At 71.9% G+C, this 25,519-nt stretch carries 28 protein-coding genes; 19 read left to right on the top strand and 9 right to left on the bottom strand.

The genetic code is table 11. The annotated features are described in order from the left end of the window. Positions 1–400 precede the first annotated feature (400 nt). Complete coding sequence (locus ACIF9R_RS13500; RefSeq protein WP_399978517.1) at positions 401–799, bottom strand: VOC family protein; 399 nt, start codon at positions 797–799, stop codon at positions 401–403. Between the two features lie 110 nt (positions 800–909). Between ACIF9R_RS13500 and ACIF9R_RS13495 the strand changes: the two genes are divergently transcribed. Further along, positions 910–1,485: a GNAT family N-acetyltransferase gene (locus ACIF9R_RS13495; protein ID WP_399978515.1), complete on the top strand. Its 576-nt coding sequence runs from the start codon at positions 910–912 to the stop codon at positions 1,483–1,485. Here the strand turns inward: ACIF9R_RS13495 and ACIF9R_RS13490 are convergent. After that, positions 1,475–2,158, bottom strand: coding sequence for a glycerophosphodiester phosphodiesterase (locus tag ACIF9R_RS13490; protein WP_399978512.1), 684 nt, complete (start codon positions 2,156–2,158; stop codon positions 1,475–1,477). The two genes, ACIF9R_RS13495 and ACIF9R_RS13490, sit on opposite strands and share 11 nt — an antisense overlap. 253 nt (positions 2,159–2,411) lie before the next feature. Between ACIF9R_RS13490 and ACIF9R_RS13485 the strand changes: the two genes are divergently transcribed. The 4 genes from ACIF9R_RS13485 to ACIF9R_RS13470 all read left to right on the top strand — a co-directional run bounded on the left by ACIF9R_RS13485 (position 2,412) and on the right by ACIF9R_RS13470 (position 6,309). Beyond that, a complete protein-coding gene (locus ACIF9R_RS13485; RefSeq protein ID WP_399978510.1) occupies positions 2,412–3,809 on the top strand; it encodes a DUF6421 family protein in 1,398 nt (465 codons plus the stop codon). Between the two features lie 38 nt (positions 3,810–3,847). Next, entirely contained in the window at positions 3,848–4,594 is a 747-nt protein-coding gene (locus ACIF9R_RS13480; protein WP_399978507.1) for an SDR family NAD(P)-dependent oxidoreductase, read from the top strand. Then, positions 4,591–5,661: a threonine aldolase family protein gene (locus tag ACIF9R_RS13475; protein ID WP_399978504.1), complete on the top strand. Its 1,071-nt coding sequence runs from the start codon at positions 4,591–4,593 to the stop codon at positions 5,659–5,661. Before ACIF9R_RS13480 ends, ACIF9R_RS13475 begins: the two co-directional genes overlap by 4 nt. Positions 5,662–5,736: 75 nt before the next feature. After that, on the top strand, positions 5,737–6,309 hold the full coding sequence (locus ACIF9R_RS13470; protein WP_399978501.1) for a transglutaminase domain-containing protein: 573 nt from the start codon (positions 5,737–5,739) through the stop codon (positions 6,307–6,309). 225 nt (positions 6,310–6,534) lie between these two features. Here ACIF9R_RS13470 and ACIF9R_RS13465 read toward each other — a convergent pair whose 3' ends face one another. Continuing rightward, the gene (locus ACIF9R_RS13465) at positions 6,535–7,263 is read right to left on the bottom strand and encodes a lysophospholipid acyltransferase family protein (RefSeq protein WP_399978498.1); all 729 of its coding nucleotides are present in this window, start codon (positions 7,261–7,263) and stop codon (positions 6,535–6,537) included. Positions 7,264–7,517: 254 nt separating this feature from the next. Between ACIF9R_RS13465 and ACIF9R_RS13460 the strand changes: the two genes are divergently transcribed. From ACIF9R_RS13460 to ACIF9R_RS13430, 7 genes are all read left to right on the top strand, one after another. Then, positions 7,518–7,859 carry a TlpA family protein disulfide reductase gene (locus tag ACIF9R_RS13460; protein ID WP_399978496.1) on the top strand — a complete coding sequence of 114 codons (342 nt, stop codon included), beginning with the start codon at positions 7,518–7,520 and terminating at the stop codon, positions 7,857–7,859. Positions 7,860–8,073: 214 nt separating this feature from the next. Next, a complete protein-coding gene (locus ACIF9R_RS13455) occupies positions 8,074–8,583 on the top strand; it encodes a flavin reductase family protein (RefSeq protein ID WP_399978493.1) in 510 nt (169 codons plus the stop codon). Between the two features lie 220 nt (positions 8,584–8,803). After that, the gene (locus ACIF9R_RS13450) at positions 8,804–9,592 is read left to right on the top strand and encodes an electron transfer flavoprotein subunit beta/FixA family protein (protein WP_399978491.1); all 789 of its coding nucleotides are present in this window, start codon (positions 8,804–8,806) and stop codon (positions 9,590–9,592) included. Positions 9,593–9,653: 61 nt separating this feature from the next. Then, positions 9,654–10,616, top strand: a complete 963-nt coding sequence (locus tag ACIF9R_RS13445; RefSeq protein WP_399978489.1) for an electron transfer flavoprotein subunit alpha/FixB family protein — start codon at positions 9,654–9,656, stop codon at positions 10,614–10,616. 314 nt (positions 10,617–10,930) lie between these two features. Further along, on the top strand, positions 10,931–12,235 hold the full coding sequence (locus ACIF9R_RS13440; protein WP_399978486.1) for a DUF6986 family protein: 1,305 nt from the start codon (positions 10,931–10,933) through the stop codon (positions 12,233–12,235). 82 nt (positions 12,236–12,317) lie between these two features. Further along, on the top strand, positions 12,318–12,815 hold the full coding sequence (locus ACIF9R_RS13435; RefSeq protein WP_399978483.1) for a DUF2975 domain-containing protein: 498 nt from the start codon (positions 12,318–12,320) through the stop codon (positions 12,813–12,815). Further along, positions 12,815–13,054 carry a helix-turn-helix domain-containing protein gene (locus tag ACIF9R_RS13430; protein ID WP_399978481.1) on the top strand — a complete coding sequence of 80 codons (240 nt, stop codon included), beginning with the start codon at positions 12,815–12,817 and terminating at the stop codon, positions 13,052–13,054. Before ACIF9R_RS13435 ends, ACIF9R_RS13430 begins: the two co-directional genes overlap by 1 nt. Before the next feature lie 236 nt (positions 13,055–13,290). Here ACIF9R_RS13430 and ACIF9R_RS13425 read toward each other — a convergent pair whose 3' ends face one another. Together ACIF9R_RS13425 and ACIF9R_RS13420 are read right to left on the bottom strand one after the other, a co-directional pair. Continuing rightward, the gene (locus ACIF9R_RS13425) at positions 13,291–14,091 is read right to left on the bottom strand and encodes a hypothetical protein (RefSeq protein WP_399978478.1); all 801 of its coding nucleotides are present in this window, start codon (positions 14,089–14,091) and stop codon (positions 13,291–13,293) included. A gap of 12 nt (positions 14,092–14,103) precedes the next feature. Beyond that, complete coding sequence (locus tag ACIF9R_RS13420; RefSeq protein WP_399978475.1) at positions 14,104–15,201, bottom strand: LacI family DNA-binding transcriptional regulator; 1,098 nt, start codon at positions 15,199–15,201, stop codon at positions 14,104–14,106. A gap of 196 nt (positions 15,202–15,397) precedes the next feature. On the opposite strand from ACIF9R_RS13420, the gene ACIF9R_RS13415 reads away from it, so the two are divergent. The 3 genes from ACIF9R_RS13415 to ACIF9R_RS13405 all read left to right on the top strand — a co-directional run bounded on the left by ACIF9R_RS13415 (position 15,398) and on the right by ACIF9R_RS13405 (position 17,823). Next, entirely contained in the window at positions 15,398–16,360 is a 963-nt protein-coding gene (locus ACIF9R_RS13415) for an ROK family protein (protein WP_399978472.1), read from the top strand. A gap of 82 nt (positions 16,361–16,442) precedes the next feature. Further along, complete coding sequence (locus tag ACIF9R_RS13410) at positions 16,443–16,637, top strand: hypothetical protein (protein ID WP_399978469.1); 195 nt, start codon at positions 16,443–16,445, stop codon at positions 16,635–16,637. 145 nt (positions 16,638–16,782) lie between these two features. Next, entirely contained in the window at positions 16,783–17,823 is a 1,041-nt protein-coding gene (locus ACIF9R_RS13405) for an NUDIX domain-containing protein (RefSeq protein WP_399978466.1), read from the top strand. Between the two features lie 140 nt (positions 17,824–17,963). Here the strand turns inward: ACIF9R_RS13405 and ACIF9R_RS13400 are convergent, their stop codons facing one another. After that, entirely contained in the window at positions 17,964–19,325 is a 1,362-nt protein-coding gene (locus tag ACIF9R_RS13400) for a dipeptidase (RefSeq protein WP_399978464.1), read from the bottom strand. Positions 19,326–19,519: 194 nt separating this feature from the next. Between ACIF9R_RS13400 and ACIF9R_RS13395 the strand changes: the two genes are divergently transcribed. Further along, positions 19,520–20,752: a geranylgeranyl reductase family protein gene (locus ACIF9R_RS13395; protein ID WP_399978461.1), complete on the top strand. Its 1,233-nt coding sequence runs from the start codon at positions 19,520–19,522 to the stop codon at positions 20,750–20,752. Here ACIF9R_RS13395 and ACIF9R_RS13390 read toward each other — a convergent pair. Continuing rightward, positions 20,742–21,191, bottom strand: a complete 450-nt coding sequence (locus ACIF9R_RS13390) for a nitroreductase family deazaflavin-dependent oxidoreductase (protein WP_399978457.1) — start codon at positions 21,189–21,191, stop codon at positions 20,742–20,744. The genes ACIF9R_RS13395 and ACIF9R_RS13390 overlap by 11 nt on opposite strands. A 286-nt stretch (positions 21,192–21,477) precedes the next feature. On the opposite strand from ACIF9R_RS13390, the gene ACIF9R_RS13385 reads away from it, so the two are divergent. The 3 genes from ACIF9R_RS13385 to ACIF9R_RS13375 all read left to right on the top strand — a co-directional run bounded on the left by ACIF9R_RS13385 (position 21,478) and on the right by ACIF9R_RS13375 (position 24,298). Further along, positions 21,478–22,245 (top strand): TetR/AcrR family transcriptional regulator, encoded by a 768-nt coding sequence (locus ACIF9R_RS13385; RefSeq protein ID WP_399978455.1) that lies wholly within the window; start codon positions 21,478–21,480, stop codon positions 22,243–22,245. Positions 22,246–22,331: 86 nt separating this feature from the next. Continuing rightward, entirely contained in the window at positions 22,332–23,636 is a 1,305-nt protein-coding gene (locus ACIF9R_RS13380) for a sensor histidine kinase (protein ID WP_399978452.1), read from the top strand. Next, entirely contained in the window at positions 23,633–24,298 is a 666-nt protein-coding gene (locus ACIF9R_RS13375) for a response regulator (protein WP_399978449.1), read from the top strand. Before ACIF9R_RS13380 ends, ACIF9R_RS13375 begins: the two co-directional genes overlap by 4 nt. Here the strand turns inward: ACIF9R_RS13375 and ACIF9R_RS13370 are convergent. Next, entirely contained in the window at positions 24,259–24,543 is a 285-nt protein-coding gene (locus ACIF9R_RS13370) for a DUF6332 family protein (protein ID WP_399978446.1), read from the bottom strand. The two genes, ACIF9R_RS13375 and ACIF9R_RS13370, sit on opposite strands and share 40 nt — an antisense overlap. Positions 24,544–24,752: 209 nt before the next feature. Continuing rightward, positions 24,753–25,487 carry a maleylpyruvate isomerase family mycothiol-dependent enzyme gene (locus tag ACIF9R_RS13365; RefSeq protein ID WP_399978444.1) on the bottom strand — a complete coding sequence of 245 codons (735 nt, stop codon included), beginning with the start codon at positions 25,485–25,487 and terminating at the stop codon, positions 24,753–24,755. Positions 25,488–25,519: the final 32 nt, after the last annotated feature.

The following is a 25,519-nucleotide window of genomic DNA, read 5'->3' as shown; positions in this document are numbered from 1 at the left end:
CCAGGGTGGCCGGCGCTCACGTCCCGTCCGCCGCCCGGGTACCCGCCGGACGTCGTTCCCCCGGGATCCAGGAACACCGCGACGCAGGATCGTCCGGGTGCGGGACGGGCGCCGTCAGCACCGTTCCCCCGCGACCGCGGTGGTCGTCACCGCGGCAGCGTCCACGGTGTCGACGGCGACGTACGCGGTAAGCGGTGCGGCGGGGCCTCGCGCGGAACCTGTCGTCCACCGCCGAGGCCCCCGGAGTCCGCTCCGAAGGCCGACCGGACCGCGCCCGGCGGTCTCACCGGCGCTGGTCTCCGCCGGCCGGCCCGCCGATCGCCGCCGGCCGCGCCACGTGGACCGGCCGGCCGGGCATCGGCGACTGACGACGATGCCGCAGATGCGCGTGCCCGACCCCTCAGATTCCCGGCCGGTACCGCAGGGGGTGGTCGGCCGGGATCTCGACCAGGACGATCGGGGTGCCGTCCGGGTCCGCGATCCACATCTCGATCAGTCCCCAGGGCTCCCGCACCGGCGGACGGACGATCTCGACATCCTTGGCCACCAGTTCCGCGTGCGCCGCGGTGACGTCCTCGACCTGGAGCCACAGCCGCACGTCCGGGGACGCGGCCGAGGCGGCCCCCGCGCGGCCCGAGAGCTCCAGGAAACCGCCGCCCAGGAAGTAGACCGTGCCGCGCTCCGGGCCCGTACCGAACTCGCGGTGGACGGCGAGGCCCAGCCGTTCGCCGTAGAAGGCGCGTGACCGGTCGGGATCGGTGGGGCGGAGCAGGATACGGCCGCTCAGTACATGCACCATGCGGGTGAGCGTAGTGGCCGGGTTACTCTCTTCCCCGTCCGAGCCACGCCGGAAGCGACACACACGACGCACACGAAGCACACGAAGCACACGAATCAGGGGACCCGCCGATGGAATCCGCCACCGACACCGCACTGACCTTCCGCGACGCCACCGACGCCGATGTGGACGCGCTCGTCGCGCTGATCGAGTCGGCGTACCGGGGAGACTCCAGCCGGGCGGGGTGGACCACCGAGGCGGACATCCTGCGGGGACAGCGGACCGACCCGGAGGGGGTGCTGGAGGTCGTCAAGTCGCCGGACAGCAGGCTGCTGACGGTGGAGCGCGAGGGCCGCATCGTCGCCTGCTGCCAGCTCGAACACCGCGGCGCCCACGCCTACTTCGGCATGTTCGCGGTCAGCCCCACCCTCCAGGGCGCGGGCCTCGGCCGGACGATCATCGCCGAGGCGGAGCGCCAGGCCGTCGAGACCTGGGGCGTGCACGAGATGCACATGACGGTGATCTCCGTCCGGCAGGACCTGATCGCCTGGTACGAGCGGCGCGGCTACCGCCGTACGGGAAGGATGACGCCCTTCCCGTACGGCGACGAGCGCTTCGGTATCCCGCAGCGCGACGATCTGCAGTTCGAGCTGCTGGTCAAGGAGCTGTCCCGACCGTCGCCCGGCACCGGATCCGTCACGCGGTGAAGCGGCCGGTGCGTTTGATCTCCGGGTAGTCGGTGGTCGCCCCGTCGAGTCCCAGGGCGCGGACCAGCCGGAGATGGTCCTGGGTGTTGACCACCCAGCCGAGGACGGCGAGGTCCGCCTTCCGCACCCGCTCCACGATCTCCAGGGTGAGCCGGCGGATGTTGAGGCAGAGGGTCGAGGCGCCCGCCGCGACCGCCCGGTCCACGACGTCGGTGCCGTAGCGGCTGGCGACCAGGGCCGTGCGCACCCCGGGCACCAGCCGGGCGATCTCGGTGACCGCCTCGTCGTGGAACGACGCGACCTCGACCCGCTCGGCCAGCCCCCGCTCGTTCATCACCGCCGCCAGCGCCCTGGCCGCGGCGACGTCCTTGATCTCGGCCTGGAGCGGCGTCCGGACGGCGTCCAGGACCTCTTCGAAGAGGGGGACGCGCTCGCCGCGCCCCGCGTCCAGGGCGCGCAGCTCGGCGACTGTCTTGTCCGCGATGGCGCCCGTGCCGTCCGTCGTACGGTCCACCTCCCTGTCGTGCATGACGACGAGCGCGCCGTCCTTGCTCAGATGCAGATCGAGCTCGATGACGTCGAGTCCCGCCTCCTGGGCGGCGACGAAGGAACGGAGGGTGTTCTCGGGTTCGACACCCATCACTCCGCGGTGACCGATGGTGAGGAAGTTCAAGACAGGACTCGCTTCCGTCGACGGCGGCGGGGGGCCGCGTCCCTACGGCCCTCCTGGACCGTATCGCCTGTGCTCGTCGCGTCCAGAGGCCGAACATCGATTGCACACACCGTCACCCAGTGGGGTGCGACACAGGAAAAAGTGCGGTCAAGGTGGGGATGAGGCAGGATAATTTCCGGAGGTGCCCCTTGCTGAGAGAATCCCTCTATGTATACGGTCTCTTTACGTAAGTTTCTCCTGTGGAGGATGGGGCATGACGGAAGTTCTTGTGCAGGTGGGTACCGAAGGACAGGTTCCTTCGGCGACCAGGGTCGTGGAGCACCAGGCATGGCCCGTGCTCAAGGATGCCGTGGAGCGGATCCGGCCCTGGCAGTCCAAGGACGGGTCGATCGACTTCGGCGCCGACGGGGCCCCGGCCCGCGCCGACGCCGAGCGCGCGGTGCGGACCGTGATCGGTGCCGTCGAGGAACTCTCCCCGCTGCTCCCGCACGACCGGGCCTACCACGAGGCGCTCGCCAAGGACCTGGGCCGCTGGGCCGAGGGCGGCTTCGAGGTGCCCGACTTCCTCGACTCGCTGCTGGCCTTCCAGCCCGCCGCGGACCGCCAGGACGGCCTCCAGCACCTGGTCGTCTTCCCGATGTACACGCAGAACGGCAACCCCGACCGCAACCTCGAGGCGGTCGTGCTGCGCATGGTCTGGCCCGACTGGCTGGCCGAGCTCGAACGCACCCGCTACGACAACCCGCTGTTCTGCGGCATCACCTTCGAGGACTTCACCGCGGGCTACGACACCAACTCCGCGGTGCTCTTCCCCGAGACCATCGCCGTGCGCGAGGCCCCCGAGCGCTTCACCTGGGGAGGCATCTTCTGCGACCGCGAGGCCGCGCGCTTCCGCCGCGTCACCGAGGCCGCCATCGACGTCCTGGGCCTCGAGCTGCCCGAGGACGTCGCCGCCATGGTGCACGACCAGAAGCGCTGCGAAGAGGCCTTCGTGCTGTGGGACATGGTCCACGACCGCACCCACAGCCACGGCGACCTGCCCTTCGACCCGTTCATGATCAAGCAGCGGCAGCCGTTCTGGATGTACGGCCTGGAGGAGCTGCGCTGCGACCTCACCGCCTTCAAGGAGGCCGTGAAGCTCGCCGCCGAGGGCGTCCCGCAGGCCCGGGACGTGCAGGTCGCGGTGCTCTTCGACCGGATGTTCCGCTTCCCGGTCACCGGCGAGCGGATGCGCAACTACGACGGCCTCGGTGGCCAGCTGCTCTTCGCCTACCTGCACAAGCACGACGTCGTCCGCTGGACCGACAACAAGCTCACCATCGACTGGGAGCGCGCCCCGCAGGTCACCAACGAGCTGTGCGCCGAGATCGAGACGCTGTACCGCGACGGCATCGACCGTCCCAAGCTCGTCCACTGGCTCGCCGGGTACGAGCTGGTCTCCACCTACCTCTCCCCGCACCCGGGCTCCAAGTGGGCCAAGGGTCCCGACGCCCTCGACCTGACGCTGCCGCCGCGGAAACTCGTGGATGACGTGCTTCCGGACGAGTTTCCGCTGAGCATGTTCTATGAGGCACTGTCCAAGAAGCTGAAGAACGTGATCGCCTCGACCAGGGGCATCCGGGCGGACGGCGCCGAGCGGGTCGCCGCGTGAGCGATCTCGTTCACAACACTGCTCAGGAGGCGAGGACCATGGGGAACGGGGCGCTCGAGGGTGCGGTGATCGCGGTGGCCGGCGCGGGAGGGCCCGCGGGACGTGCGGCCCTGCTCAGGCTGGCCGAGGCCGGGGCGGTCGTCATCGGCTCGGACAACGATCCGGAGCGGCTGGCGGAGGCGGTCGACGCGGCGCGCTACGCGCACGGCGGCGCGACCGTCACCGGTGACACGGTGGACCTGCTCGACCTGGACTCCACCCGCGCGTGGGCGGCCCGGGTCGAGAAGGAGTTCGGCCGGGTCGACGGCCTGGTCCATCTCGTCGGTGGCTGGCGCGGCAGCGAGACCTTCACCAAGACCAGCCTGGACGACTGGGACTTCCTGGAGCTGCTGCTGGTACGCACCGTGCAGCACACCAGCCTCGCCTTCCACGAGGCGCTCCAGCGCAGTGACCGCGGCCGTTATGTGCTGATCAGCGCGGCCGGCGCGAGCAGTCCCACCGCGGGCAACGCCGCGTACGCCTCCGCCAAGGCCGCCGCCGAGGCGTGGACGCTGGCCATGGGCGACTACTTCCGCAAGGCGGGGGGCGAGCAGGGGCCGACATCGGCGGCTGCGATCCTGGTCGTGAAGGCGTTGGTGCACGACGCGATGCGCGCCGATCGTCCCCACGCGAAGTTCGCGGGCTTCACGGACGTCAAGGACCTGGCCGAGGCCATCGTCGGCGTCTGGGACAAGCCCGCCGCGGAAGTGAACGGAAACCGTCTGTGGCTGACCGAGAAGCCGTGAACCCACCGAGGACCGACGCGCGTCGTCATCATGATCCGGACGACCGCGGTTTCGCCAGCGACAACTACGCCGGAACCCACCCGGAGGTGCTCGCCGCGCTGGCCGTGGCCAACGGCGGGCACCAGGTCGCGTACGGCGAGGACGCGTACACGGAGAACCTCCAGCAGGTGATCCGCAGCCACTTCGGTCCCACGGCCGAGGCGTTCCCGGTGTTCAACGGCACCGGCGCCAACGTCGTCGCGCTCCAGGCGGTCACCGACCGCTGGGGCGCGGTGATCTGCGCCGAGAGCGCCCACATCAACGTGGACGAGGGCGGCGCGCCGGAACGGGTCGGCGGCCTCAAGCTGCTCACCGTGCCCACCCCGGACGGCAAGCTCACCCCCGAGCTGATCGACCGGCAGGCGTACGGCTGGGACGACGAGCACCGGGCCATGCCGCAGGTCGTCTCCCTGGCCCAGGCCACCGAGCTGGGCACGGTCTACACGCCGGACGAGATCCGCGCCATCTGCGAGCACGCCCACGCGCACGGCATGAAGGTGCACGTGGACGGTTCCCGGCTGGCCAACGCCGCCGCCACGCTGAACGTGCCGCTGCGCGCCTTCACCAACGCGGTGGGCGTCGACCTGCTCTCGCTGGGCGGCACCAAGAACGGCGCCCTGTTCGGCGAGGCCGTTGTCGTCCTGAACCCGGACGGCATCCGGCACATGAAGCACCTGCGGAAGCTGTCCATGCAGCTCGCGTCCAAGATGCGCTTCGTGTCGGTGCAGTTGGAGGCCCTGCTCGCCCGGGACCTGTGGCTGCGCAACGCCCGGCACGCCAACGAGATGGCCCAGCGCCTGGCGGAGGGGGTACGCGCCGTCCATGGCGTGGAGATCCTCCATTCGGTGCAGGCCAACGCCGTCTTCGCGCGGCTGCCGCACGACGTGAGCGAGCGGCTGCAGAAGCGGTTCCGGTTCTACTTCTGGGACGAGGCGGCGGGGGACGTGCGCTGGATGTGCGCCTTCGACACCACCGAGGACGATGTGGACGCGTTCGTGGCGGCGCTGAAGGAGGAGATGGCGCGCTAGCGATTCATGCATAGGTATGCGATCGACCGGAAATGCATTGACTGTCGGCCGGTCGCATACCTATGCTCTGACGCCATGCAGCTGATCCAGGAAACTCCGGACCTCTCCGCATATACGGCCGCCGATGAGACGATCGACCATCATCATCCGGTGGTCCGCGACACGGCCGCCCGCCTCGCTGTGGGAGTGGCCGACTCGTATGAGTATGCGCGGGTGGCGTTCGAGTACGTGCGCGACGCCATCGCGCACTCGCAGGACTCCGGCGATCTCCGGGTCACCTGGCGCGCCTCCGACGTCCTGGAACAGCGCACCGGCGTCTGCTACGCCAAGGCCCACGCGCTGGCCGCGTTGCTGCGGGCCGAGGACATTCCGACCGCGCTCTGCTACCAGAACCTCGGCGTCGTGCACGGCCTGGTCGCCGTACGGTTCAACGGCGCCTGGCACCGGCAGGATCCACGGGGCAACAAGCCCGGGGTGGACGCACGGTTCTCGCTGAACGGTGAGCGGCTGGCCTTCACGCCCGATCCGGCGGCCGGTGAGGCGGACCACCCGGTCCTGTACGCCGCACCGCATCCGGTCGTACTGGCCGCTCTGCGGGCCGCCTCCGACCGGCCGCACCTGTGGCAGACGCTCCCCGCCGCCCTCTGAGGGGCCCCACTCCCGTGCCGGGAGTGAACCGGGGGCGGTGCGGCCGGGAGGCCTCCGCGTGGCCCGGCGCCCGCGGGGTGCCCTCGCGCCCGCCCGTACCGCCCTGCGGCGCCCCCGCCCGCGGAGTGTGGCCGGGGCGCCGCGGTGGGCGGAGCCGGATCCCGCGAGGTGACCGGTGTCCCGGGGTGGCGGTCGGCCGGGTGGGTGAGAGCCGGGCCGGAGGGGTCAGTGGGCCTCGGTCCGGCGGACCTGTTCCGGGGTGGGGGCCGTGCCGCCGAGGTGGGCCGGCATCCACCAGGTGTCGTCCGAATCCTTGGGCCGCACCGGGTACGCCCGCTGCGCCGCTTCCAGCAACTCCTGTACGCGCTCACGCAGCTGACGGGTGATCGCGCCGGCGTACTTGTCCTTGGACGCCTCGATCGCCTCGCCCACGCGGATCGTGATGGGGATGTGGCTGCGCTTGAAGTTGCGCGGGTGGCCCTTGGTCCACAGTCGCTGCGTACCCCACACCGCCATCGGGATCAGCGGCACGCCCGCTTCCTGCGCCATCCGCGCGGCACCCGACTTGAAGCTCTTCAGCGTGAAGGACTGCGAGATCGTCGCCTCCGGGAAGACGCCCACGATCTCACCGGACCGCAGGGACCGCAGTGCGTGCTGGTACGCCGCCTCGCCCTGTGCGCGGTCCACGGGAATGTGCTTCATGCCGCGCATCAGCGGTCCGGAGACGCGGTGGCGGAAGACCGACTCCTTCGCCATGAAGCGCACCAGTCGCTTCTGGGGAAGTGCCGCCAGCCCGTCGAAAACGAAGTCCAGATAGCTGATGTGATTACTCACCAGCACGGCGCCGCCCGAGCGCGGGATGTTTTCCGAACCCTGGCAGTCGATCTTGAGGTCCCACGCCTTGAACAGGGCGCGGGCAAAGCCGACGACGGGCCGGTAGACGAGTTCTGCCATGGGCGGGTGTGAACCCTTCCTTCTCTGCCTGGGAAGGGAGCTCCCAGTCGAAGTTACGCAGCCGTAGGTTTTACGGCTTGTCGCAGATGGTGCCCGAAGAACGGCCGGTGAACCAGCCCTGGCGCCCCTCGACGGCGAGATTCTTGTCACGTCACCCCCTGGACCACCTCGGAAGTTGTGCGCCGCCCGGGAATGTTCGACGCTCCCGGGGCGCTGGTGAAGGTTGACGGACAGGCAGCGGCGGGAGAGGGCGCGTGCGGGATCGGGAGGACGAGGGGCGGCTCCGGACGGAGGCGGAGGCATGGGCCGCGGTGGGAGCCGAACTGGGGGAGCGCGCCACCCTCGTACAGTTCTCCAGCGCTTTCTGCGCACCCTGCCGGGCGACCCGGCGGGTGCTCGGCGAGGTGGCCCGTCTGGTGCCGGGCGTGGCCCATGTGGAGATCGACGCCGAAGCCCATCTGGACCTCGTACGGCGACTGGAGATCGTGAAGACCCCGACGGTGCTGGTTCTCGACGCGGCGGGCCGGATCGTACGGCGCGCGACCGGACAGCCGCGCAGGGCCGACGTGATCGCGGCGCTCGGGGAGGCGGTGTGAGCACCCTCGCGGCGGCGGTGAGGCATCTCGCACATCACGGGACCGACTTGACTGTGCATGCCACACGTCGTCAGCCTGACCCCATGCCTTCGGAACTCCTTCGCCCCCGGCAGGTACCGGGCCGCCCGGCGGCCGCCCGCGCCGCGCGCGTACGCCGACCGGGCCGGTGAGCAGCCGCGAACCCGCTCGTCACCTCTCGCAGAAGGACAGTTTCATGACGGCCACGTCCGGCCTCGGTACCGCCCGCCCCGCCTCGCCCGACCTGTTGCGCTCCGTCTTCCGCAGGCATGCGGCGGGCGTCGCCGTGATCACCGCGAGCGGTCGCCGCGGCCCGGTCGGCTTCACCGCCACCTCCCTCGCCTCGGTCTCCGCCGAGCCTCCGATGCTGTCCTTCGGCGTCGGGACGGGAGGCTCCAGCTGGCCCGTGATCGCGACGAGCGACCACGTCGGCGTGCATGTCCTCGGAGAGCACCAGCGGGAACTGGCGGCGACCTTCGCGCGCAGCGGCGCCGACCGTTTCGGGCCGGCCACCGCCTGGCGGGAGGGGCCCGAGGGCGTCCCCGTACTGGACGACGTACCGGCCTGGATGGTGTGCAAGGTGGTGGCGCGGGTGCCTGCCGGTGACCACCGGATCGTGGTCGCCGAGGTGCTGCTGGGCGACCCCACGGGCCACGGGCGCCCGCTCCTCTACCACGAGGGACATTTCAGCGGACTGCGCGACTGAGGCCGGGGGTCGCTCCTGGTCGCGGACCCGTCCGGTTCCGGTTACGCTGCGTTGCGAAGGTCACAGTTCAAAGCGCTTGCTTAGCGGGCAGGATCTGAGTGTACTGACGAGTAATATGTCGGTCGGAGCGCGGGTCGCCCCGACCGGGATCGCCCGCTTCAGGCGCCTATGCTGCCTGCAGGCAGGCAGCCAGAAATGACGATGCAGTAGGAGAGCCGGCGTGAGCTTGAGGATCGTTGTCACTGTGAAGTACGTGCCCGACGCCACTGGCGACCGGCACTTCGCCGATGACCTGACCGTCGACCGTGACGATGTCGACGGTCTGCTCTCCGAGCTGGACGAGTACGCGGTCGAGCAGGCACTGCAGATCTCGGAGAACTCCGACGACGACGTGGAGATCACCGTTTTGACGGTGGGTCCGGAGGACGCCAAGGACGCGCTGCGCAAGGCGCTGTCCATGGGTGCCGACAAGGCCATCCACGTCGAGGACGACGACCTGCACGGCACCGACGCCATCGGCACCTCCCTGGTCCTGGCCAAGGCCGTCGAGAAGGCCGGCTACGACCTGGTCATCTCCGGCATGGCGTCCACCGACGGCACCATGGGCGTCGTACCGGCGCTGCTCGCCGAGCGTCTGGGCGTGCCGCAGGTGACCCTGCTGTCCGAGGTGTCCGTCGAGGACGGCACGGTCAAGGGCCGCCGTGACGGCGACGCCGCCTCCGAGCGGCTCGAGGCCTCGCTCCCCGCGGTCGTGTCGGTCACCGACCAGTCGGGCGAGGCGCGTTACCCGTCCTTCAAGGGCATCATGGCGGCGAAGAAGAAGCCGGTGCAGTCCTGGGACCTGTCCGACCTCGAGATCGACGAGGACGAGGTCGGCCTGGAGAACGCCTACACGGTCGTCGAGTCGGCGGCCGAGCGCCCGGCCCGCACCGCCGGCACGATCGTCAAGGACGAGGGCGAGGGCGGCAAGCAGGTCGCCGAGTTCCTCGCGAGCCAGAAGTTCATCTGAGCCGCGAGGCTCGACTCGCGTCCGCCCCCGCACACTTCGCAAGCAGGAGAGAAGAAGTCCCATGGCTGAAGTTCTCGTCTACGTCGATCACGTGGACGGTGCCGTCCGCAAGCCGACCCTGGAGCTGCTGACCCTGGCCCGCCGCATCGGCGAGCCGGTCGCCGTCGCGCTGGGCAACGGCGCCGCGGACACCGCCGCCACGCTCGCCGAGCACGGCGCGGTGAAGGTCCTCACCCACGAGGCCGCCGAGTACGCCGACTACCTGGTCGTGCCGAAGGTCGACGCCCTCCAGGCCGCCCACGGGGCCGTCTCCCCGGCCGCCGTCCTGGTGCCCTCCTCCGCCGAGGGCAAGGAGATCGCCGCCCGTCTGGCCCTGCGTCTGGGATCGGGCGTCATCACCGACGCCGTCGACCTGGAGCCGGGCGACCAGGGCCCGGTGGCCACCCAGTCGGTGTTCGCCGCGTCCTACACCACCAAGTCCCGTGTCTCCAAGGGCACCCCGGTCATCACGGTGAAGCCGAACTCGGCCGCCGTGGAGGCCGCTCCGGCCGCCGGTGCGGTCGAGGCCCTGAGCGTGTCCTTCTCCGACCAGGCGACCGGCACCAAGGTCACCGGCCGTACGCCGCGCGAGTCGACGGGGCGTCCTGAGCTGACCGAGGCCGCGATCGTGGTCTCCGGTGGCCGCGGCGTCAACGGCGCGGAGAACTTCGCCGTCATCGAGGCGCTCGCCGACTCGCTCGGCGCGGCCGTCGGTGCCTCGCGTGCCGCCGTCGACGCCGGCTGGTACCCGCACACCAACCAGGTCGGCCAGACGGGCAAGTCCGTCTCGCCGCAGTTGTACATCGCCTCCGGCATCTCCGGCGCGATCCAGCACCGCGCGGGCATGCAGACCTCGAAGACCATCGTGGCCGTCAACAAGGACGCCGAGGCGCCGATCTTCGACCTCGTCGACTACGGCATCGTGGGTGACCTGTTCGACGTCGTCCCGCAGCTGACCGAGGAGATCAAGACCCGCAAGGGCTGATCACCGTACGGCTGACCGAGGCCCCCGCGACCGCACCGGTTCGCGGGGGCCTTTGCGTGTCGCGGCCGCCGTGTCATCGGTCCGCGGACGGCCCGGCCGGTGGGCTCGGCCGTGCTCGCGAACCGCGGGTCAAACGGCAGGGCGTCCGGCCGTCCGGGCGCTCGGGCGCCGAGCCGGATCGGCGGACAGTGCCGACTGGGGAAGGGAAGGGCAGCGGAGGCGGCCAGGGCGGTGTTGACCGCCGGGAAGGGCGGCGGATAACTTCGTTCTACGAATTGTTGATTCCGTACCGTGGAACTCCGAGAGGCTGTGGGATGGATCAGGGGCGGCGGGAGCGGGTGGCGACGAGTCTCGCGGGTGCCGTCACCGAGGAGATCGGCGCCTCCCTCGCACCCGTCGACGCCGAACTGGAGCGCCGCTACCCCGGAGATCCCGGCACCCGCCAGCCCGTCCACACCGTCTACGTCCCCGGCGACGCCTTCGCCGCGGACACCGTTCGTACCTGGAGCGACCGGGCCCTCGCCACGCTCGACGAACACGCCCCGGACGCCGCCTCCTTCGCCGCCGTCCTGGGGCTGGACGAGGCGCAGGCCGAGGAGGTGTACCGCCGCGTCCGCGCCAAGCTGGAACGCGAGCCGGTGGAAGACCTGCGCGTCGACTTCGAGGACGGATACGGCAGTCGCCCCGACGCCGAGGAGGACGCGTGCGCGGCCCGCGCGGCACGGCTGACCGCCGAGGTGCACGCGGCCGGCACCGCACCCCCGTACATGGGCATCCGGATGAAGTGCCTGGAGGCCGCCGTGCGCGACCGGGGCATCCGCACCCTCGACATCTTCCTCACCGGCCTGACGGAGGCCGGGGGCCTGCCCGACGGGCTGGTCCTGACGCTGCCCAAGGTCACCTATCCCGAGCAGGTCGCCGCCATGGCCCGGCTGCTCGGCGCCTTCGAGAAGGCGCACGGCCTGGCACCCGGCCGGATCGGCTTCGAGATCCAGATCGAGACCAGCCAGTCCATCCTCGCCGCCGACGGCACCGCCGCCGTCGCCCGGATGATCCAGGCCGCCGAGGGCCGCGCCACCGGGCTGCACTACGGCACCTTCGACTACAGCGCCTGCCTCGGCGTCTCCGCCGCGTACCAGGCGAGCGACCATCCGGCCGCCGACCACGCCAAGGCCGTCATGCAGGTCGCCGCCGCGGGTACCGGCGTACGCCTCTGCGACGGCTCCACCAACGTGCTGCCCGTCGGGCCGGCCGAGCAGGTCCACGACGCCTGGCGACTGCACTACGGACTCAGCCGCCGTGCCCTCGCCCGCGCCTACTACCAGGGCTGGGACATGCACCCGGGCCACCTCCCCACCCGGTACGCGGCCGTCTTCGCCTTCTACCGCGAGGGCTTCGAGCGGGCCGCCGACCGCCTCGCCCGGTACGCCGGCCGGACCGGCGGCGACGTCATGGACGAGCCCGCCACCGCCAAGGCCCTCTCCGGACACCTCCTGCGCGGCCTGGACTGCGGAGCCCTGGACGATGCCGAGGTCGCCCGCGCGTCCGGCCTGCACCGCGCGGAACTGGAGAGCTTCGCCTCGCCCCGGCGGGGCGGCCCGGCGGCCTCCGCGCGGTAGCCCGGCTCCGGGTGCCCCGCCCATTTGCCTCATCTATCGAGTATCGATAGATTTCCATCGTGGTCCGGGTGAAGGAGGGGCGATGGGACAACTGGCCGTGCTCGCGCTGCGTGCCGTGATCGTGACGCTGCTGGCGGGTTCGCTGGGCGTGCAGGCGGTGCTGGTGCCGCTGCTGGCGAGCGACCTCGGAGGGCTGGACGCGGAGTACTCCTACCTGCGCGCCCCGCTGCTGCTCATCGTGGCCCTCACGGCGCTGACGGCCCAGACCGTCCTGGTCTGCGTCTGGCGGCTGGTGACGATGGCCCGGCAGGGGACGGTCTTCTCCCATGCCGCGTTCCGCTACGTGCACATCGTCATCGGCGCGTTCGTCGCCGCGGCCCTTCTGGTGTTCGCCCTGGGAGCGCTCCTGGCTCCCGGCGAGGTCGTGGCCCCGGGCGTCGTGCTGCTGACCGGCGGGGCGGGACTGGCGGTCCTGGGAATCGCGCTCATCGTCCTCGTCCTGCGGACGCTGCTGGCGCAGGCCGTCGCACGCGACGTCGAGGCCTCGCTGATGCGGGCCGAGCTGGCCGAGGTGATCTGATGCCGATCGCCGTCGACATCGACGTGATGCTGGCCAGGCGGAAGATGTCCGTGGGGGAACTCGCCGAACGCGTCGGCATCACCCCGGCCAATCTGGCCGTACTCAAGAACGGCCGCGCCAAGGCGGTACGCTTCACGACCCTCGCCGCGCTCTGCGACGTGCTCGAATGCCAGCCCGGCGACCTGCTCCGCTTCCAGCCCGAGGACGCCCCGACCACGTCCGCCGTCCGTTCCGCCTAGGGCCTGGGGCGCACGAGGCGTCTGCCGCGCGGCTCCCGGCACACACACGCGCCGCACCGACCGGAAGCCCGAGTACGCCCAGTACGAGGACCCGCGGCCGGCGCGCCAGGAGCACGCACCGGACGCCGCGCCGCCGCCCTTCGGGCGACGACGCCATGTGCGCACCAGGCCCCGGGGCGCAGCACGCCCCGCCGCGGCCGGTCGCGCGCGGTCCGGGGCAGGGCGTCGAGGGGCGCCTACGCCGAGGGCGGGGCCGACGGCGCCCCGGTGCCCGGGCCTCCGTGGCGCCGGGAGCCGGCGTACCGCTCCAGACCGCCGGCGGTCACCAGGTTCGCCTCGGCGAACAGCCGTGTGCCCCGCGCGCACAGCTCCCGGTCGGCGCGGGCCCGCGCGCAGAACTCGTCCGGGGAGGAGCCGAACAGTTCCCGCAGTCCCGGCACGTTCACCAGCAGGTCGGTGAGCAGTGGCCGTTGGCCCGGATGGGGGCGCGGCACGCCGGTACCGTCATGGAGGACGCCATGGCGATTGACGTACGCGTACGCCCCCGGCAGCGTGGAGCCGTCGGCGAGTTCGATCCGCACGTCCGGTGCGGGCAGCCGGAGGCGCCGGAAGTTGCCGTCCGGCCGCGGCACGCCCTCGCTCGCGTCGAGCACGCCGAGCTGCCCCTCGTCGGGCCAGAGGACGAACAGGTCCCGGACCCTTCCCGGGGCGGCGACCGGCGAGTGGGACACATAGCCCATGCGGCTGATGTGCGCCGAGACGCCGATGCCGACGCCCGTCACCCGCGCCCGCACCATCGGCAGCGGCGTGGAGATCCCGGCCCCGGCCATCTTGTGCCGCAGCTGACCGGGACAGGCGTTGGAGCCGACCGCCAGAACCGGCACCCGGTCCTCGTGCACCGGACGGTCCAGGGGCAGCAGCCGGTCCCCGTCGAGCAGCCCCGACTCCCGCGGCCAGGCGCCCGGATACAGCAGCGGGTGCTCGTACGGGGCCCGGTCCAGACCCAGGGCCCGCAGGGTGCGGTCCTCTCCGGTCACCGGCCCGGCCGCTCAGTCCGCCGGGGGCAGCTCGCCGGAGCCGCGGGTGATCAGCCGGGTGGGGAGCTCGATGCGTTCCGGGATGAGCAGCGTGCCGTCCAGCTGGCGGAACAGCCGCTCGGCCGCGGTGCGGCCGAGGGCCGCCGCGTCCTGGGCGACGACCGTGACACCCGGGCGCAGCAGATCGGCGAGCTCGATGTCGTCGAAGCCGACCAGGGCGACGGGGCGGGTGTGCTCGGCCAGTACCCGGATCACGGTGACCGTCACCCGGTTGTTGCCCGTGAAGATCGCGGTGACCGGCTCCGGGGCGGCGAGCATCTCCTCGGCCGCAGTGCGGACCCGCTCGGGGTCGGTGACACCGAGCGACATCCAGGAGTCCGCCACCGGTATCCCCGCGTCCTCCATGGCGGTCCGGTAGCCGCGCAGCCGCTCGGCCGCCGTGTGGATGCGCGGCATGTCGCCGATGAAGCCGATCCTGCGATGTCCGTGCGCGATCAGATGGCTGACGCCGTCCCGGGCGCCGCCGTAGTTGTCCGACAGGACGACGTCCGCGTCGATGTGCCCGGCCGGACGGTCCACGAAGACGGTGGCGACACCGGCCTTGAGCTCCGGTTCCAGATAGCGGTGGTCGTCACCGGCCGGGATCACCACCAGCCCGTCCACCCGCCGGGCGCACAGCGCGAGCACCAGCTCCTGCTCACGGTCGGGGTCCTCCGCGCTGGAGCCGTTGATCAACAGCGCGCCGTGCGCGCGGGCCACCTCCTCCACCGCCCGGCTCAGCGGCCCGTAGAACGGGTCCGCCAGGTCCTCCAGGACCAGGCCGATGCTGGCGGTGCTGCCCTTGCGCAGGACCCGGGCGCTGTCGTTGCGGCGGAAACCGAGCGCCTCGATCGCCTCCTGGACCCGGCGTTCGGTCTCCGGCGTGACCCCGGGTTCGCCGTTGACCACCCGGGAGACCGTTTTGAGGCCGACCCCGGCGCGGGCAGCCACGTCCTTCATCGTCGGACGGTTGCCGTAGCGGGTGCCCGGGAAACGGCGATCGGTACGGCGGGTCGTCTCCGGCACGGTGCGGTGTCCTGTCCTGTCGGCCACGGGGGTGCGTGGATCCATGGGGTTGTATGAGGATGTGGCGTCGAGCATAGAGCCTGGACAACGTTGTCAGAGTCGGGAGACACTGTCCGACGCGCACTCCGGCCCACGCGTCACCGTTCGACCGGGCCGTTGTCCGTGTCCATGTGTTGCCTGGTGGTCGCACATGGTCGTTCTCGGCGATTTTCGGACGTTCTGACGGGGAGATCCGACACTGATGCACACCGACTTCGTGGCCGCGCTCGACATCGGCGGCACCAAGATCGCCGGCGCGCTGGTGGACAGCCAGGGCCGGATCCTGGTCCGCGTCCAGCGGCCGACACCCGCGCGTGAGGACGGGGAGACCGTCATGTGCGCGGTCGAGGCGGTGCTCGGCGAACTCACGGCGTCCGGTCTGTGGTGCCGCGCGGGCGCCGTGGGCATCGGAAGCGCCGGCCCCGTCGACGCCTCCACCGGCACGGTGAGTCCCGTGAACGTGCCGGGCTGGCGGGACTACCCCCTCGTCGCCCGGGTCCGGGACGCGGCCGGGGGACTGCCGGTGGAACTGATCGGCGACGGTGTGGCCATCGCGGCCGCCGAACACTGGCAGGGTGCCGCGCGCGGCCACGACAACGCGTTGTGCATGGTGGTCTCCACGGGGGTCGGTGGCGGGCTGGTGCTCGGCGGCCGGCTCCATCCGGGGCCCACCGGGAACGCCGGCCACATCGGCCACATCAGCGTCGACCTCGACGGCGACCCGTGCCCCTGCGGAGCGCGCGGCTGTGTGGAGCGCATCGCCAGCGGCCCCAACATCGCCCGCCGCGCCCTGGACAGCGGCTGGCTGCCCGGCCCGGACGGCGACACCTCCGCCGCGGCGGTGGCCGCCGCCGCCCGGGCCGGGGACCCGGTGGCCGTGGCGTCCTTCGAGCGGGCGGCCAGGGCGCTGGCCGCCGGCATCGCGGCCACCGCGACGCTCGTCGAGATCGACATAGCCGTGATCGGAGGGGGTGTGGCCAAGGCGGGCGAGGTCCTGTTCGCCCCCCTGCGCAAGGCGCTCACCGAGTACGCCACCCTCTCCTTCGTCCAGCGCCTCGTGGTGACTCCGGCCCGGATGGGCACCGACGCGGGTCTGGTGGGCGCCGCGGCGGCGGCGCTGGCCGGCCGGGCGGACACGGCGGTCGCGGGGGTCGCGGGGGTGTGAGGGGGCGCGCGACGGACGGCGGGCCGGCGGAGTCCGGGAAGCGGGGCGTGACCCCGGGGCGGTCCGCGCAGTTGAGCCGGGTATGAAGAAGCGCAGCATGCTCGCCATCGCCTCCCTCGCCACGGGTTTCGTCGTCGCGGCGGTCACCCCGTCCCACGCGCTCGGTGACACCGTCCTCGGTGGTCTCGACGTCGAGGACACGATCGGCACCCTCGACCGGACCGTCGGCGAGAACAACACGCTGGAGCTGGACGTCGCCCAGGAGGACAAGGCCTGACGGACCCCACCGCGGAGCCGTACGGCGCCGGTGCCCCTGGACGGGAGGGGCATCGGCGCCGTTGTCATGCGTTCTCAACGGGAGCCGGTTTCCGTGGCAGGGTGGAGCGGGCAAGCCACAGGGGGCCAACAGAAGAGGGGGAACCGTGATCGTCTGGATCAACGGCGCGTTCGGGGCGGGGAAGACCACCACCGCGCGTGAACTGATCGAGCTGATCCCGAACAGCACGCTCTTCGACCCCGAGGTCATCGGCGGAGCACTGGAGACACTCCTTCCGCCCAAACGCCTCGCCGAGGTCGGCGACATCCAGAACCTCCCGATCTGGCGACGACTCGTGATCGACACCGCGGCCGCGATGCTCGCCGAGCTCGGCGGGACCCTCGTGGTCCCCATGACCCTGCTGCGCCAGGAGTACCGTGACGAGATCTTCGGCGGTCTCGCGGCCCGCCGGATACCGGTCAGCCATGTTCTCCTCACTCCGGCGGAAACGATCCTGCGGGAGCGCATAGCCGCCCGCGAGGTCCCCGTGGACCTCCCCGACGGGGAGATACGCGTCCGGCAGTGGGCGTACGACCACATCGAGCCGTACAAGGCGGCCCTCGCCGCCTGGCTCACCGCCGACGCCTACCCAATCGACAGCGGAACCCTGACGCCGTACGACACCGCCCTGCGGATCGCCGAGGCGGTCGGCAGCGGGGCGGTCCCCGCCTGTGACATCGTGCAGACGCCCGAGCCCACCGCCGAGACGGTCGCCGCCGGGGTCCTGCTCTTCGACGAGCAGGACCGGGTGCTGCTCGTCGACCCGACCTACAAGGCGGGCTGGGAGTTCCCGGGCGGAGTGGTCGAACGTGGTGAGGCCCCCGCGCGCGCGGGCATGCGCGAGGTCGCCGAGGAGACCGGGATCCGCCTCGACGACGTGCCGGCCCTCCTCGTCGTCGACTGGGAGCCACCCGCGCCGCCGGGGTTCGGTGGCCTGCGGCTGCTCTTCGACGGCGGACGTCTCGACTCCGCGGACACCGGACGGCTGCTGCTGCCCGGCCCGGAACTGCGCGGCTGGCGCTTCGTCTCCGAGGCCGAGGCCGCCGAACTACTTCCACCGGTCCGCTACGAACGGCTGCGCAGGGCACTGCGGGCACGGGAACGCGGGAAGGCGATGTATCTGGAGGCCGGCGTGCCGGTCGGCTGACGGCCGGGGGACCGGCCCGGCGGCGGCAACGGGCGGATGCCCGCCTCTCCCCGCGCGGGCCGGGTCCGTGGTCCCGTCGGGCGAAGTCCCCGCCTGTGAACGGGGACTTCGCCGTGGAAGGTTTGGCGAACCGCCGTCGGTCAGTGCGCGCCGGACGCGTAGTTGCGCAGGAACAGCGCCTCGGCGACCGACAGTCGCTCCAACTCGTCCGGGGACACGCTCTCGTTCACCGCGTGGATCCGCGCCTCCGGCTCGCTCAGCCCGATGAGCAGGACCTCCGCCTTCGGATAGAGGGTGCCGAGGGTGTTGCACAGCGGGATCGAACCGCCCTGGCCGGCGTACTGCATCTCCTGGCCCGGATACGCCACCGCCATCGCGTCGGCCATCGCCCGGTAGGCAGGGCTGGTGGTGTCCGCGCGGAAAGCCTGCCCCTGACCGATCTGCTCGGTGCTCACCCGCGCCCCCCACGGGGTGTGCGACTCCAGGTGTGCCCGGAGGAGCTTCGTCGCCTCGTCGGAGTCCACGCCCGGCGGCACCCGCAGGCTGATCAGCGCGCGGGCGCTCGCCTGCACGGACGGTGTCGCGCCGACCACCGGCGGACAGTCGATGCCGAGCACGGTGACCGAGGGACGCGCCCAGATGCGGTCGGCGACCGTGCCGGAACCGGTCAACTCCACCCCGTCGAGCACATGGGCGTCCTTGCGGAACTGCTCGTCGTCGTACTGCAGTCCGTCCCACACCCTGTCGCCGCTCAGCCCGTCCACGGTCGTGGTGCCGTCCTCGGCGCGCAGCGAGTCCAGTACGCGCACCAGCGCGGCCAGCGCGTCCGGCGCGGCCCCGCCGAACTGACCGGAGTGCAGGTTGCCCTCGAGCGTGTCGATCCGCACGCGGACCAGCGTCATGCCACGCAGTGTCGTGGTGACCGTCGGCAGACCGGCGCGGAAGTTGCCCGCGTCGCCGATCACGATGGTGTCGGCCGTCAGCAGCTCGGGGTGCTCCTCGGCGTACCGCTCCAGGCCGCCGGTGCCCTGTTCCTCCGAGCCCTCGACGATCACCTTGACGTGTACGGGGACGCCGCCGTTCGCCTTCAACGCGCGCAGCGCCAGCAGGTGCATGATGAGCCCGCCCTTGCAGTCGGCGGTTCCGCGCCCGTACCAGCGGCCGTCACGTTCGGTCAGTTCGAAGGGCGGGGTGGTCCAGCCCGATTCGTCCAGCGGCGGCTGCACGTCGTAGTGCGCGTACAGCAGCACGGTCTTCGCACCCTCGGGGCCGGGCAGACGGCCGTAGACCGACTGCGTGCCGTCCGGGGTGTCCAGCAGAGTCACGTCCTCGAAGCCCTCGGCGGTGAGCGCGTCGGTGATCCAGCGCGCCGCGCCCGCGCTCTCGCCGCGCGGGAACTGGCCGAAGTCCGCCACCGACTTGAAGGCCACCAGCTCGGTGAGCTCCTCCTTCGCCCTGGGCATCAGCGAGGCGACGGTCGCGGCGACCGGATTCGACGACATGGGCACGCTCCTTGTGGGTGCGACGTTGTACGTGTGCGAACTTCTTCGTACGAGATGATCGTGCGGTGTGCGTGAGGACCCGTGTACGGGGCACTTACGCCTCCGATCCTCCCACAGTGGCCCCAGACGATCGCCGCCGTAGGATGCGGGAGGACATGGGCGGCAGGCGGCTGGATCGGGAGCAGTAGACCATCGTGAGCAGCGAGAACTCTTCGGCGGACGACGTGCGGCAGGTGTGGGACGTCGTCGTGGTGGGCGCGGGACCCGCGGGGGCCTCGGCCGCCTACGCGGCGGCGGTCGCGGGACGGCGTGTGCTGTTGCTGGAGAAGGCGGACCTGCCACGCTACAAAACGTGCGGCGGCGGCATCATCGGCCCGTCGCGCGACTCGCTCCCACCCGGCTTCGACCTTCCTTTCAAGGACCGGGTGCACGCGGTGACGTTCTCCCACAACGGCCGCTTCAGTCGCACCCGGCGCTCCCGTCAGATGATGTTCGGGCTGATCAACCGGCCCGAGTTCGACCAGCAACTCGTGGAGCACGCGCAGAAGGCGGGCGCCGAGCTGCGCACCGGCGTCACCGTGCAGCGGGTGGAGCAGCACGGCCCGTCGGTACCGGACCGGCGAACGGTCGCCGTCGTACTGCAGGGCGGTGAGACGGTGCTGGCGCGGGCCGTGGTCGGCGCGGACGGCAGCGCGGGCCGGATAGGAGCGCACGTCGGGGTCAAGCTGGACCAGGTCGACCTGGGCCTGGAGGCGGAGATCCCGGTCCCGGAGACCGTCGCCGAGGACTGGAGAGGGCGGGTGCTCATCGACTGGGGCCCCCTGCCCGGCAGTTACGGCTGGGTCTTCCCCAAGGGAGACACGCTGACCGTCGGGGTGATCTCCCGGCGCGGTGAAGGGGCCGCGACCAAGCGGTACTTGGAGGACTTCATCGGGCGGCTCGGCCTCGCCGGCTTCGAACCGAGCATGTCCTCCGGGCACTTGACCCGCTGCCGCGCCGACGACTCCCCGCTGTCGCGCGGTCGGGTGCTGGTCTGCGGGGACGCCGCCGGACTGCTGGAGCCGTGGACCCGTGAAGGCATCTCCTTCGCGCTGCGCTCGGGCCGGCTGGCGGGGGAGTGGGCGGTGCGGATCGCCGAGGCCCACGATGCCGTGGACGCGCGCCGGCAGGCGCTGAACTACGCCTTCGCCGTCAAGGCGGGGCTCGGCGTGGAGATGAGCGTCGGCAAGCGGATGCTCGCGGCGTTCGAGCGGCGTCCCGGAGTCTTCCACGCGGTCCTCACCGGCTTCCGCCCGGCGTGGAAGGCGTTCAAGGACATCACTCAGGGCTCCACGTCGCTCGGTGAGCTGGTCCGTACCCACCCGCTGGCCCACCGTGCCCTGCTGGCGCTGGACCGGCGTCCGGCGGGTGACGAGGTCAGCTCCTGACCGTGATGCGGAAGACCGGGTGGTCGGGGGCGATGCGGCGCAGTTCGTCGTCGGAGGAGTCGGGGCCGACTCCGTTGAAGAAGGCCCCGACCTCGGCCTTCCAACGCTTGAGGTAGGCGCGCAGCAGAGGTGGCTTGTCGTCGTCGGCCACCTCTGCGGCGGTGAAGACCTCGACGGTCTTGCCGAGGCGCAGCTCGCCCCCGCCGGCCGCGCGCATGTTGTGGGTCCACTGGACGTGGCCGCGCGGCGCCACGAGGTACTGGGCGCCGTCGACGGTGAGCAGGTTGACCGGGGTCGTGCGCCACTGGCCGCTCTTGCGGCCGCGGACGGCGAGGACGCGGGAGCCCCAGACGCTGAGGCCGCGGCGGGTCAGCCAGGCGACGAAGCGGTTGAGCACGTTGACGGTCAGCCAGCCGGGCTTCTTGACGTGGGTGGACATGGACACAGGGGACTCCGGTGGATGGTGGGTGTGTGACGCCCGCTCGGACGACGAGGCGAGCACTGATCTGTTTCGAGAGCGCTGATCCCGCGTCGATGGAGAGCAGTAATCCACTTCGAGAGCACTGCTCGCTTACGTGAGCAGTGCTCTCGCTTGCTGCTGCATAGTCTGCCTGAGAGCGGTGCTCCAAAGCAAGAGCAGTGCTCTCGTGTGTGGGCGCTGCTCGCAAACGCGTTCGCTGCTCTTGTTTGTGTGCAGTGCTCTGCTTTCGTGGGACACTGCCCTCATGAGCAGCACACAGGGGGCCCGCGCGAGGGCCAGGATCGAAGTCACCGCGGCCATCAAGGAGGAAGCCCGCAGACAGCTCGCGAAGGAAGGCGCCGCCAAGCTCTCGCTGCGCGCCGTGGCCCGTGAGCTCGGCATGGCCTCCTCCGCCCTCTACCGCTACTTCCCGGCCCGTGACGACCTGCTGACCTCTCTCATCATCGACGCCTACGACTCCATCGGCGAGGCGGCTGAAACGGCCCGCGACGCGGCCGCCGGTGCCGGGCCGATCGCGTGCTGGACCGCCGTCTGCGAGGGCGTGCGCGGCTGGGCGCTCGAGCACCCGCACGAGTACGCGCTGATCTACGGAACTCCGGTGCCCGGTTATGTCGCGCCCGCCACGACCGTGCCGTCCGCCGCCCGCGGCGCCATGGTCGTCATCGGTATCCTCCGCGACGCGCACCAGGGCCTCGGTCTCGCCAGGCCCGTACTGCCGGCCGAACTGAAGCCCGAGGCCGTGCGCATGGCAGCCGACCTCGCCCCCGACCTGCCGCCCGAGGTGGTGGTGACGATGGTGGCCACCTGGGCCCAGCTGTTCGGGCTGATCGGGTTCGAGCTGTTCGGGCAGTTCAACCGGGTCGTCGAGGACCGCGACACGTTCTTCCGCCACACGGTGGGACAACTCGCGCACACCGTCGGCCTGGTCTATCCGCAGAAGGGCCCCGCGAACGGCCCGGCGACCGGCCCCGCGAACGGCCCGGCGGCAGGGACCGCCGCCCGGCTGTCGTAGGAGGCCGGGGGGTCGGACGTACTGCGCCGGGAGTACGTGTGACCGCCACGCCGGGCTGACGCCGTCCGGGGCGCCCGGCGTCTAGCGTGGCGGACATGGACGAGCAGCGTGGACCCGCGCGCGGGCCCACGGGACGGTGGCGCCACGGGCGACCGCCCCGGGGGTGGCGGCCCGGCCCACCTCCGTGGAGCCGCTGGGCAGAGGAGCACGAGGGGCCTTTCGAGGACGACGGGGACGGCGGGACCCGGCACCGGCGCCCGCGGTGGCCGTGGCGTTCCACCGTGCTGCTCACGGCGTTCGTGCTGATCGGATCCCACGTCGCGGACCACGCCCAGGAGGGCCAGCGGGTCGCCCTCGACCCCTTCGGCAGGGTGCTGCTCCTCGTGGCCGGCGCGATGCTGCTGTGGCGCAGGCGTCACCCCGTGCACGTGGTGTACGGGACGGTGGCCGCGGTCCTGCTCTATGCGGGGGCGGGATATCCGTACGGTCCGGTGTTCCTCACCGTCGTCGTGGCCTGCTTCGGCGCCGTCGTCTCGGGACACCGGCACGCGACCTGGGCGGCGATGGGGGTGTTCTGGGCGGGCCACCTACTGATCGCCCACGTCCTCTACCGGTGGCTGCCACCGTCCGGTGATCACGCCGCCTCGTGGAACCAGGAGATCGTGATCGCCACCTGGGTGGTGGCGCTGCTGGCGGTGTCGGAGCTGGCCAGGATCCGCCGCGAGCACTGGGTGAGGGAACGGGCCGAGCGGGTCCGGGCGGCGCGGCGGCGCGCGGACGAGGAACGGCTCCGGATCGCCCGGGACCTGCATGACGTGCTGGCGCACAGCATCTCCGTCATCAATGTGCAGGCGGGCGTCGGGCTCGCACTCCTGGACAGCGACCCGGAGCAGGCGCGCACCGCGCTCGCCACCATCAAGGCCAAGAGCAAGGAGGCGCTGGGGGAGGTGCGCCAGGTGCTCGACACGCTGCGCGCGCCCGGCACCGCGCCCCGGGCGCCCGCCCCCGGTCTGGACCGGCTGCCCGAGCTGGTGGAACAGGCCGCGAGCGCGGGCCTCACCGTCACCGTCGAGGGGGAGCCGCCGCCGCTGCCGCCCGGGGCGGACCTGGCCGCCTTCCGGATCGTCCAGGAGGCGCTCACCAACGTCGTACGGCACTCGGGCTCGCGGGAGGCGCGCGTGCGCGTCGGACAGGGCGGGGGACGACTGCGGCTGTGCGTCGACGACGACGGGCCGGCCACCGGCGCCGACGCGGGAGGCGGTGGAACCGGGCTGGCCGGGATGCGGGAGCGGGCCGCCGCGCTGGGTGGCACCATCGAGGCGGGCCCGCGCCCCGACGGCGGGTTCCGGGTGGTCGCCGAACTGCCGCTCGAGGTCGAGGAGGACCGGTGATCCGTGTACTGCTCGCCGACGACCAGTCACTGGTCCGGGCAGGTTTCCGCGCGCTGCTGGACGCGCAGCCCGACATCGAGGTGGCGGGGGAGGCGGCCGACGGCGAGGAGGCCGTGCGTCTGGTCCGCGAACTGCGGCCCGATGTCGTGCTGATGGACATCCGTATGCCCGCCCTCGACGGCCTGGCCGCCACCCGCCGGGTGACGGGGGACGCGGAGCTGCACGACGTGAAGGTCGTCATGCTCACCACCTTCGAGCTGGACGAGTACGTCTTCGAGGCGATCCGCTCAGGAGCCTCGGGCTTCCTGGTCAAGGACACCGAGCCGGAGGAACTCCTGCGCGCGGTGCGGGCGGTGGTCGGGGGCGACGCGCTGCTGTCACCCGGGGTGACCCGCCGGCTGATCGCCGAGTTCGCGGCCCGCTCCAAGGAGCCGGCCGAGGCCGGCGCCCTCGCCGAGCTCACCGATCGGGAACGGGAGGTCATGGCATTGGTCGGCATGGGTCTGTCCAACGAGGAGATCGCACGCCGACTGGTGGTCAGTCCGCTCACCGCGAAGACCCACGTCAGCCGTACCATGGTGAAACTGGGCACCCGAGACCGGGCCCAACTGGTGGTCCTGGCCTACGAGTCGGGACTTGTACGGCCGGGCTGGCTGGGCTGAGCGGCTCGTCGGAACCTCACCAGCACGGCGACGGTCCGGACGGCGAACAGGGCGGTCGCGAGCACCAGCCCGGCGCGGAACAGCGACACCTCTACGGCATCCGGCAGTTCGAAGAGCCACGCCGGCCCCGCCACGGCCCCGAGGACGAGCGCCGCCGCGAAGGCCGCGCTCAGCAGCGCGTACCCGGTCTCCACGGTGATCGCGTCGCGCTCGGCCTGGGTCCGCCGTCCTCCGTGACCCGTCATTCCCGCCCCCTGATCGCACGCACCCGAGCAGTCAAACAGGCGTACTCCCGGCAGGCAAGCAACACCCACGCCGCAGCAGCGCGCGCCGCACGGCGAGCTCCTGCCGGTGCGGCGCGGTGCCTGCCCCGGCCACCCGGGGCCCGGGCAACCCAGAGCCGGGCAGCCCAGGGCCCCGGCACCCCGAGCCCCGCCGACTGGGCCCGCGGGGTTCAGACCACGGCGGACGTCTCCCGCCACAGTTGCGCGAGTCCGGGATCGCCCGACAGGGCCGGGACCGGCAGCCGGTTCCACAGCGCCAGATACAACCGCTCCGCCGGTCCGGCCAGTTCACACTCCGCGATCCCGGCCGCGTCCCGCGTGGTCACGGGTGGCTCCGGGGACAGACGTACGGTCCACACCGCGTCCGCGTCGGTCGCGCGTACTCGCAGGACCCGGGGCCCGTCGGTGCGTATCCGGCTCTTGCGCCGGGCGTGAAAGCCGCACAGCAGCTCGTCGACGCCGTCCACGGCGAAGTCCGTGGCGACGGGGTCCGGGACACCGCCGCGGGCCGATTGCGCGTCGAACCGGTGGACCGTGGTCTCGTGCGCCTGGCGGCGGGCCCAGAACGCGAGCGCGGAGGACGGGCCGGGCAGAAACGTGAAGCACTCCAGGTCGGGCGCGGCACCCGCAAGGGTGTCCACCAGACGCCGGTGACTGTCGCGGTACCAGGTCACGAGTTCGGGGCCGTCCAGCTCGGGGTGCTCACCCATCGGGCGGGGCGTCAGGTGTGCGTCGGCGACGAAGGCGGCGGCCCAGCGGTGCACCACGCCGGTGTGCCGGAGCAGGTCCCGCACGTCCCAGCCGGGGCAGGGCGGAACGGAGGCGGTCATACCGGCCTCCGCCGCGGCGTCGGCCAGCAACTGGCCCTCTTTCTCAAGGGTTTCCAGGAACCGGGCAGTGTCCATGGGGGCGATTCTGCCGTACGGCGGACCGCTCC

The sequence above is a fragment of the Streptomyces sp. NPDC086080 genome (genome assembly GCF_044540255.1).
Classification (GTDB): domain Bacteria; phylum Actinomycetota; class Actinomycetes; order Streptomycetales; family Streptomycetaceae; genus Streptomyces.
Note: the sequence above shows the minus strand (reverse complement) of the source record. Positions and strands in the feature narration are given on the sequence as shown.

What these genes read in the sequence shown, in the direction of transcription:
- ACIF9R_RS13500 (WP_399978517.1), bottom strand. Translation starts at nt 799, where the DNA reads ATGGTGCATGTACTGAGCGGCCGTATCCTGCTCCGCCCCACCGATCCC.
- ACIF9R_RS13495 (WP_399978515.1), top strand. Translation starts at nt 910, where the DNA reads ATGGAATCCGCCACCGACACCGCACTGACCTTCCGCGACGCCACCGAC.
- ACIF9R_RS13485 (WP_399978510.1), top strand. Translation starts at nt 2,412, where the DNA reads ATGACGGAAGTTCTTGTGCAGGTGGGTACCGAAGGACAGGTTCCTTCG.
- ACIF9R_RS13480 (WP_399978507.1), top strand. Translation starts at nt 3,848, where the DNA reads ATGGGGAACGGGGCGCTCGAGGGTGCGGTGATCGCGGTGGCCGGCGCG.
- ACIF9R_RS13470 (WP_399978501.1), top strand. Translation starts at nt 5,737, where the DNA reads ATGCAGCTGATCCAGGAAACTCCGGACCTCTCCGCATATACGGCCGCC.
- ACIF9R_RS13465 (WP_399978498.1), bottom strand. Translation starts at nt 7,263, where the DNA reads ATGGCAGAACTCGTCTACCGGCCCGTCGTCGGCTTTGCCCGCGCCCTG.
- ACIF9R_RS13455 (WP_399978493.1), top strand. Translation starts at nt 8,074, where the DNA reads ATGACGGCCACGTCCGGCCTCGGTACCGCCCGCCCCGCCTCGCCCGAC.
- ACIF9R_RS13445 (WP_399978489.1), top strand. Translation starts at nt 9,654, where the DNA reads ATGGCTGAAGTTCTCGTCTACGTCGATCACGTGGACGGTGCCGTCCGC.
- ACIF9R_RS13440 (WP_399978486.1), top strand. Translation starts at nt 10,931, where the DNA reads ATGGATCAGGGGCGGCGGGAGCGGGTGGCGACGAGTCTCGCGGGTGCC.
- ACIF9R_RS13435 (WP_399978483.1), top strand. Translation starts at nt 12,318, where the DNA reads ATGGGACAACTGGCCGTGCTCGCGCTGCGTGCCGTGATCGTGACGCTG.
- ACIF9R_RS13430 (WP_399978481.1), top strand. Translation starts at nt 12,815, where the DNA reads ATGCCGATCGCCGTCGACATCGACGTGATGCTGGCCAGGCGGAAGATG.
- ACIF9R_RS13420 (WP_399978475.1), bottom strand. Translation starts at nt 15,201, where the DNA reads ATGGATCCACGCACCCCCGTGGCCGACAGGACAGGACACCGCACCGTG.
- ACIF9R_RS13415 (WP_399978472.1), top strand. Translation starts at nt 15,398, where the DNA reads ATGCACACCGACTTCGTGGCCGCGCTCGACATCGGCGGCACCAAGATC.
- ACIF9R_RS13410 (WP_399978469.1), top strand. Translation starts at nt 16,443, where the DNA reads ATGAAGAAGCGCAGCATGCTCGCCATCGCCTCCCTCGCCACGGGTTTC.
- ACIF9R_RS13400 (WP_399978464.1), bottom strand. Translation starts at nt 19,325, where the DNA reads ATGTCGTCGAATCCGGTCGCCGCGACCGTCGCCTCGCTGATGCCCAGG.
- ACIF9R_RS13390 (WP_399978457.1), bottom strand. Translation starts at nt 21,191, where the DNA reads ATGTCCACCCACGTCAAGAAGCCCGGCTGGCTGACCGTCAACGTGCTC.
- ACIF9R_RS13385 (WP_399978455.1), top strand. Translation starts at nt 21,478, where the DNA reads ATGAGCAGCACACAGGGGGCCCGCGCGAGGGCCAGGATCGAAGTCACC.
- ACIF9R_RS13370 (WP_399978446.1), bottom strand. Translation starts at nt 24,543, where the DNA reads ATGACGGGTCACGGAGGACGGCGGACCCAGGCCGAGCGCGACGCGATC.
- ACIF9R_RS13365 (WP_399978444.1), bottom strand. Translation starts at nt 25,487, where the DNA reads ATGGACACTGCCCGGTTCCTGGAAACCCTTGAGAAAGAGGGCCAGTTG.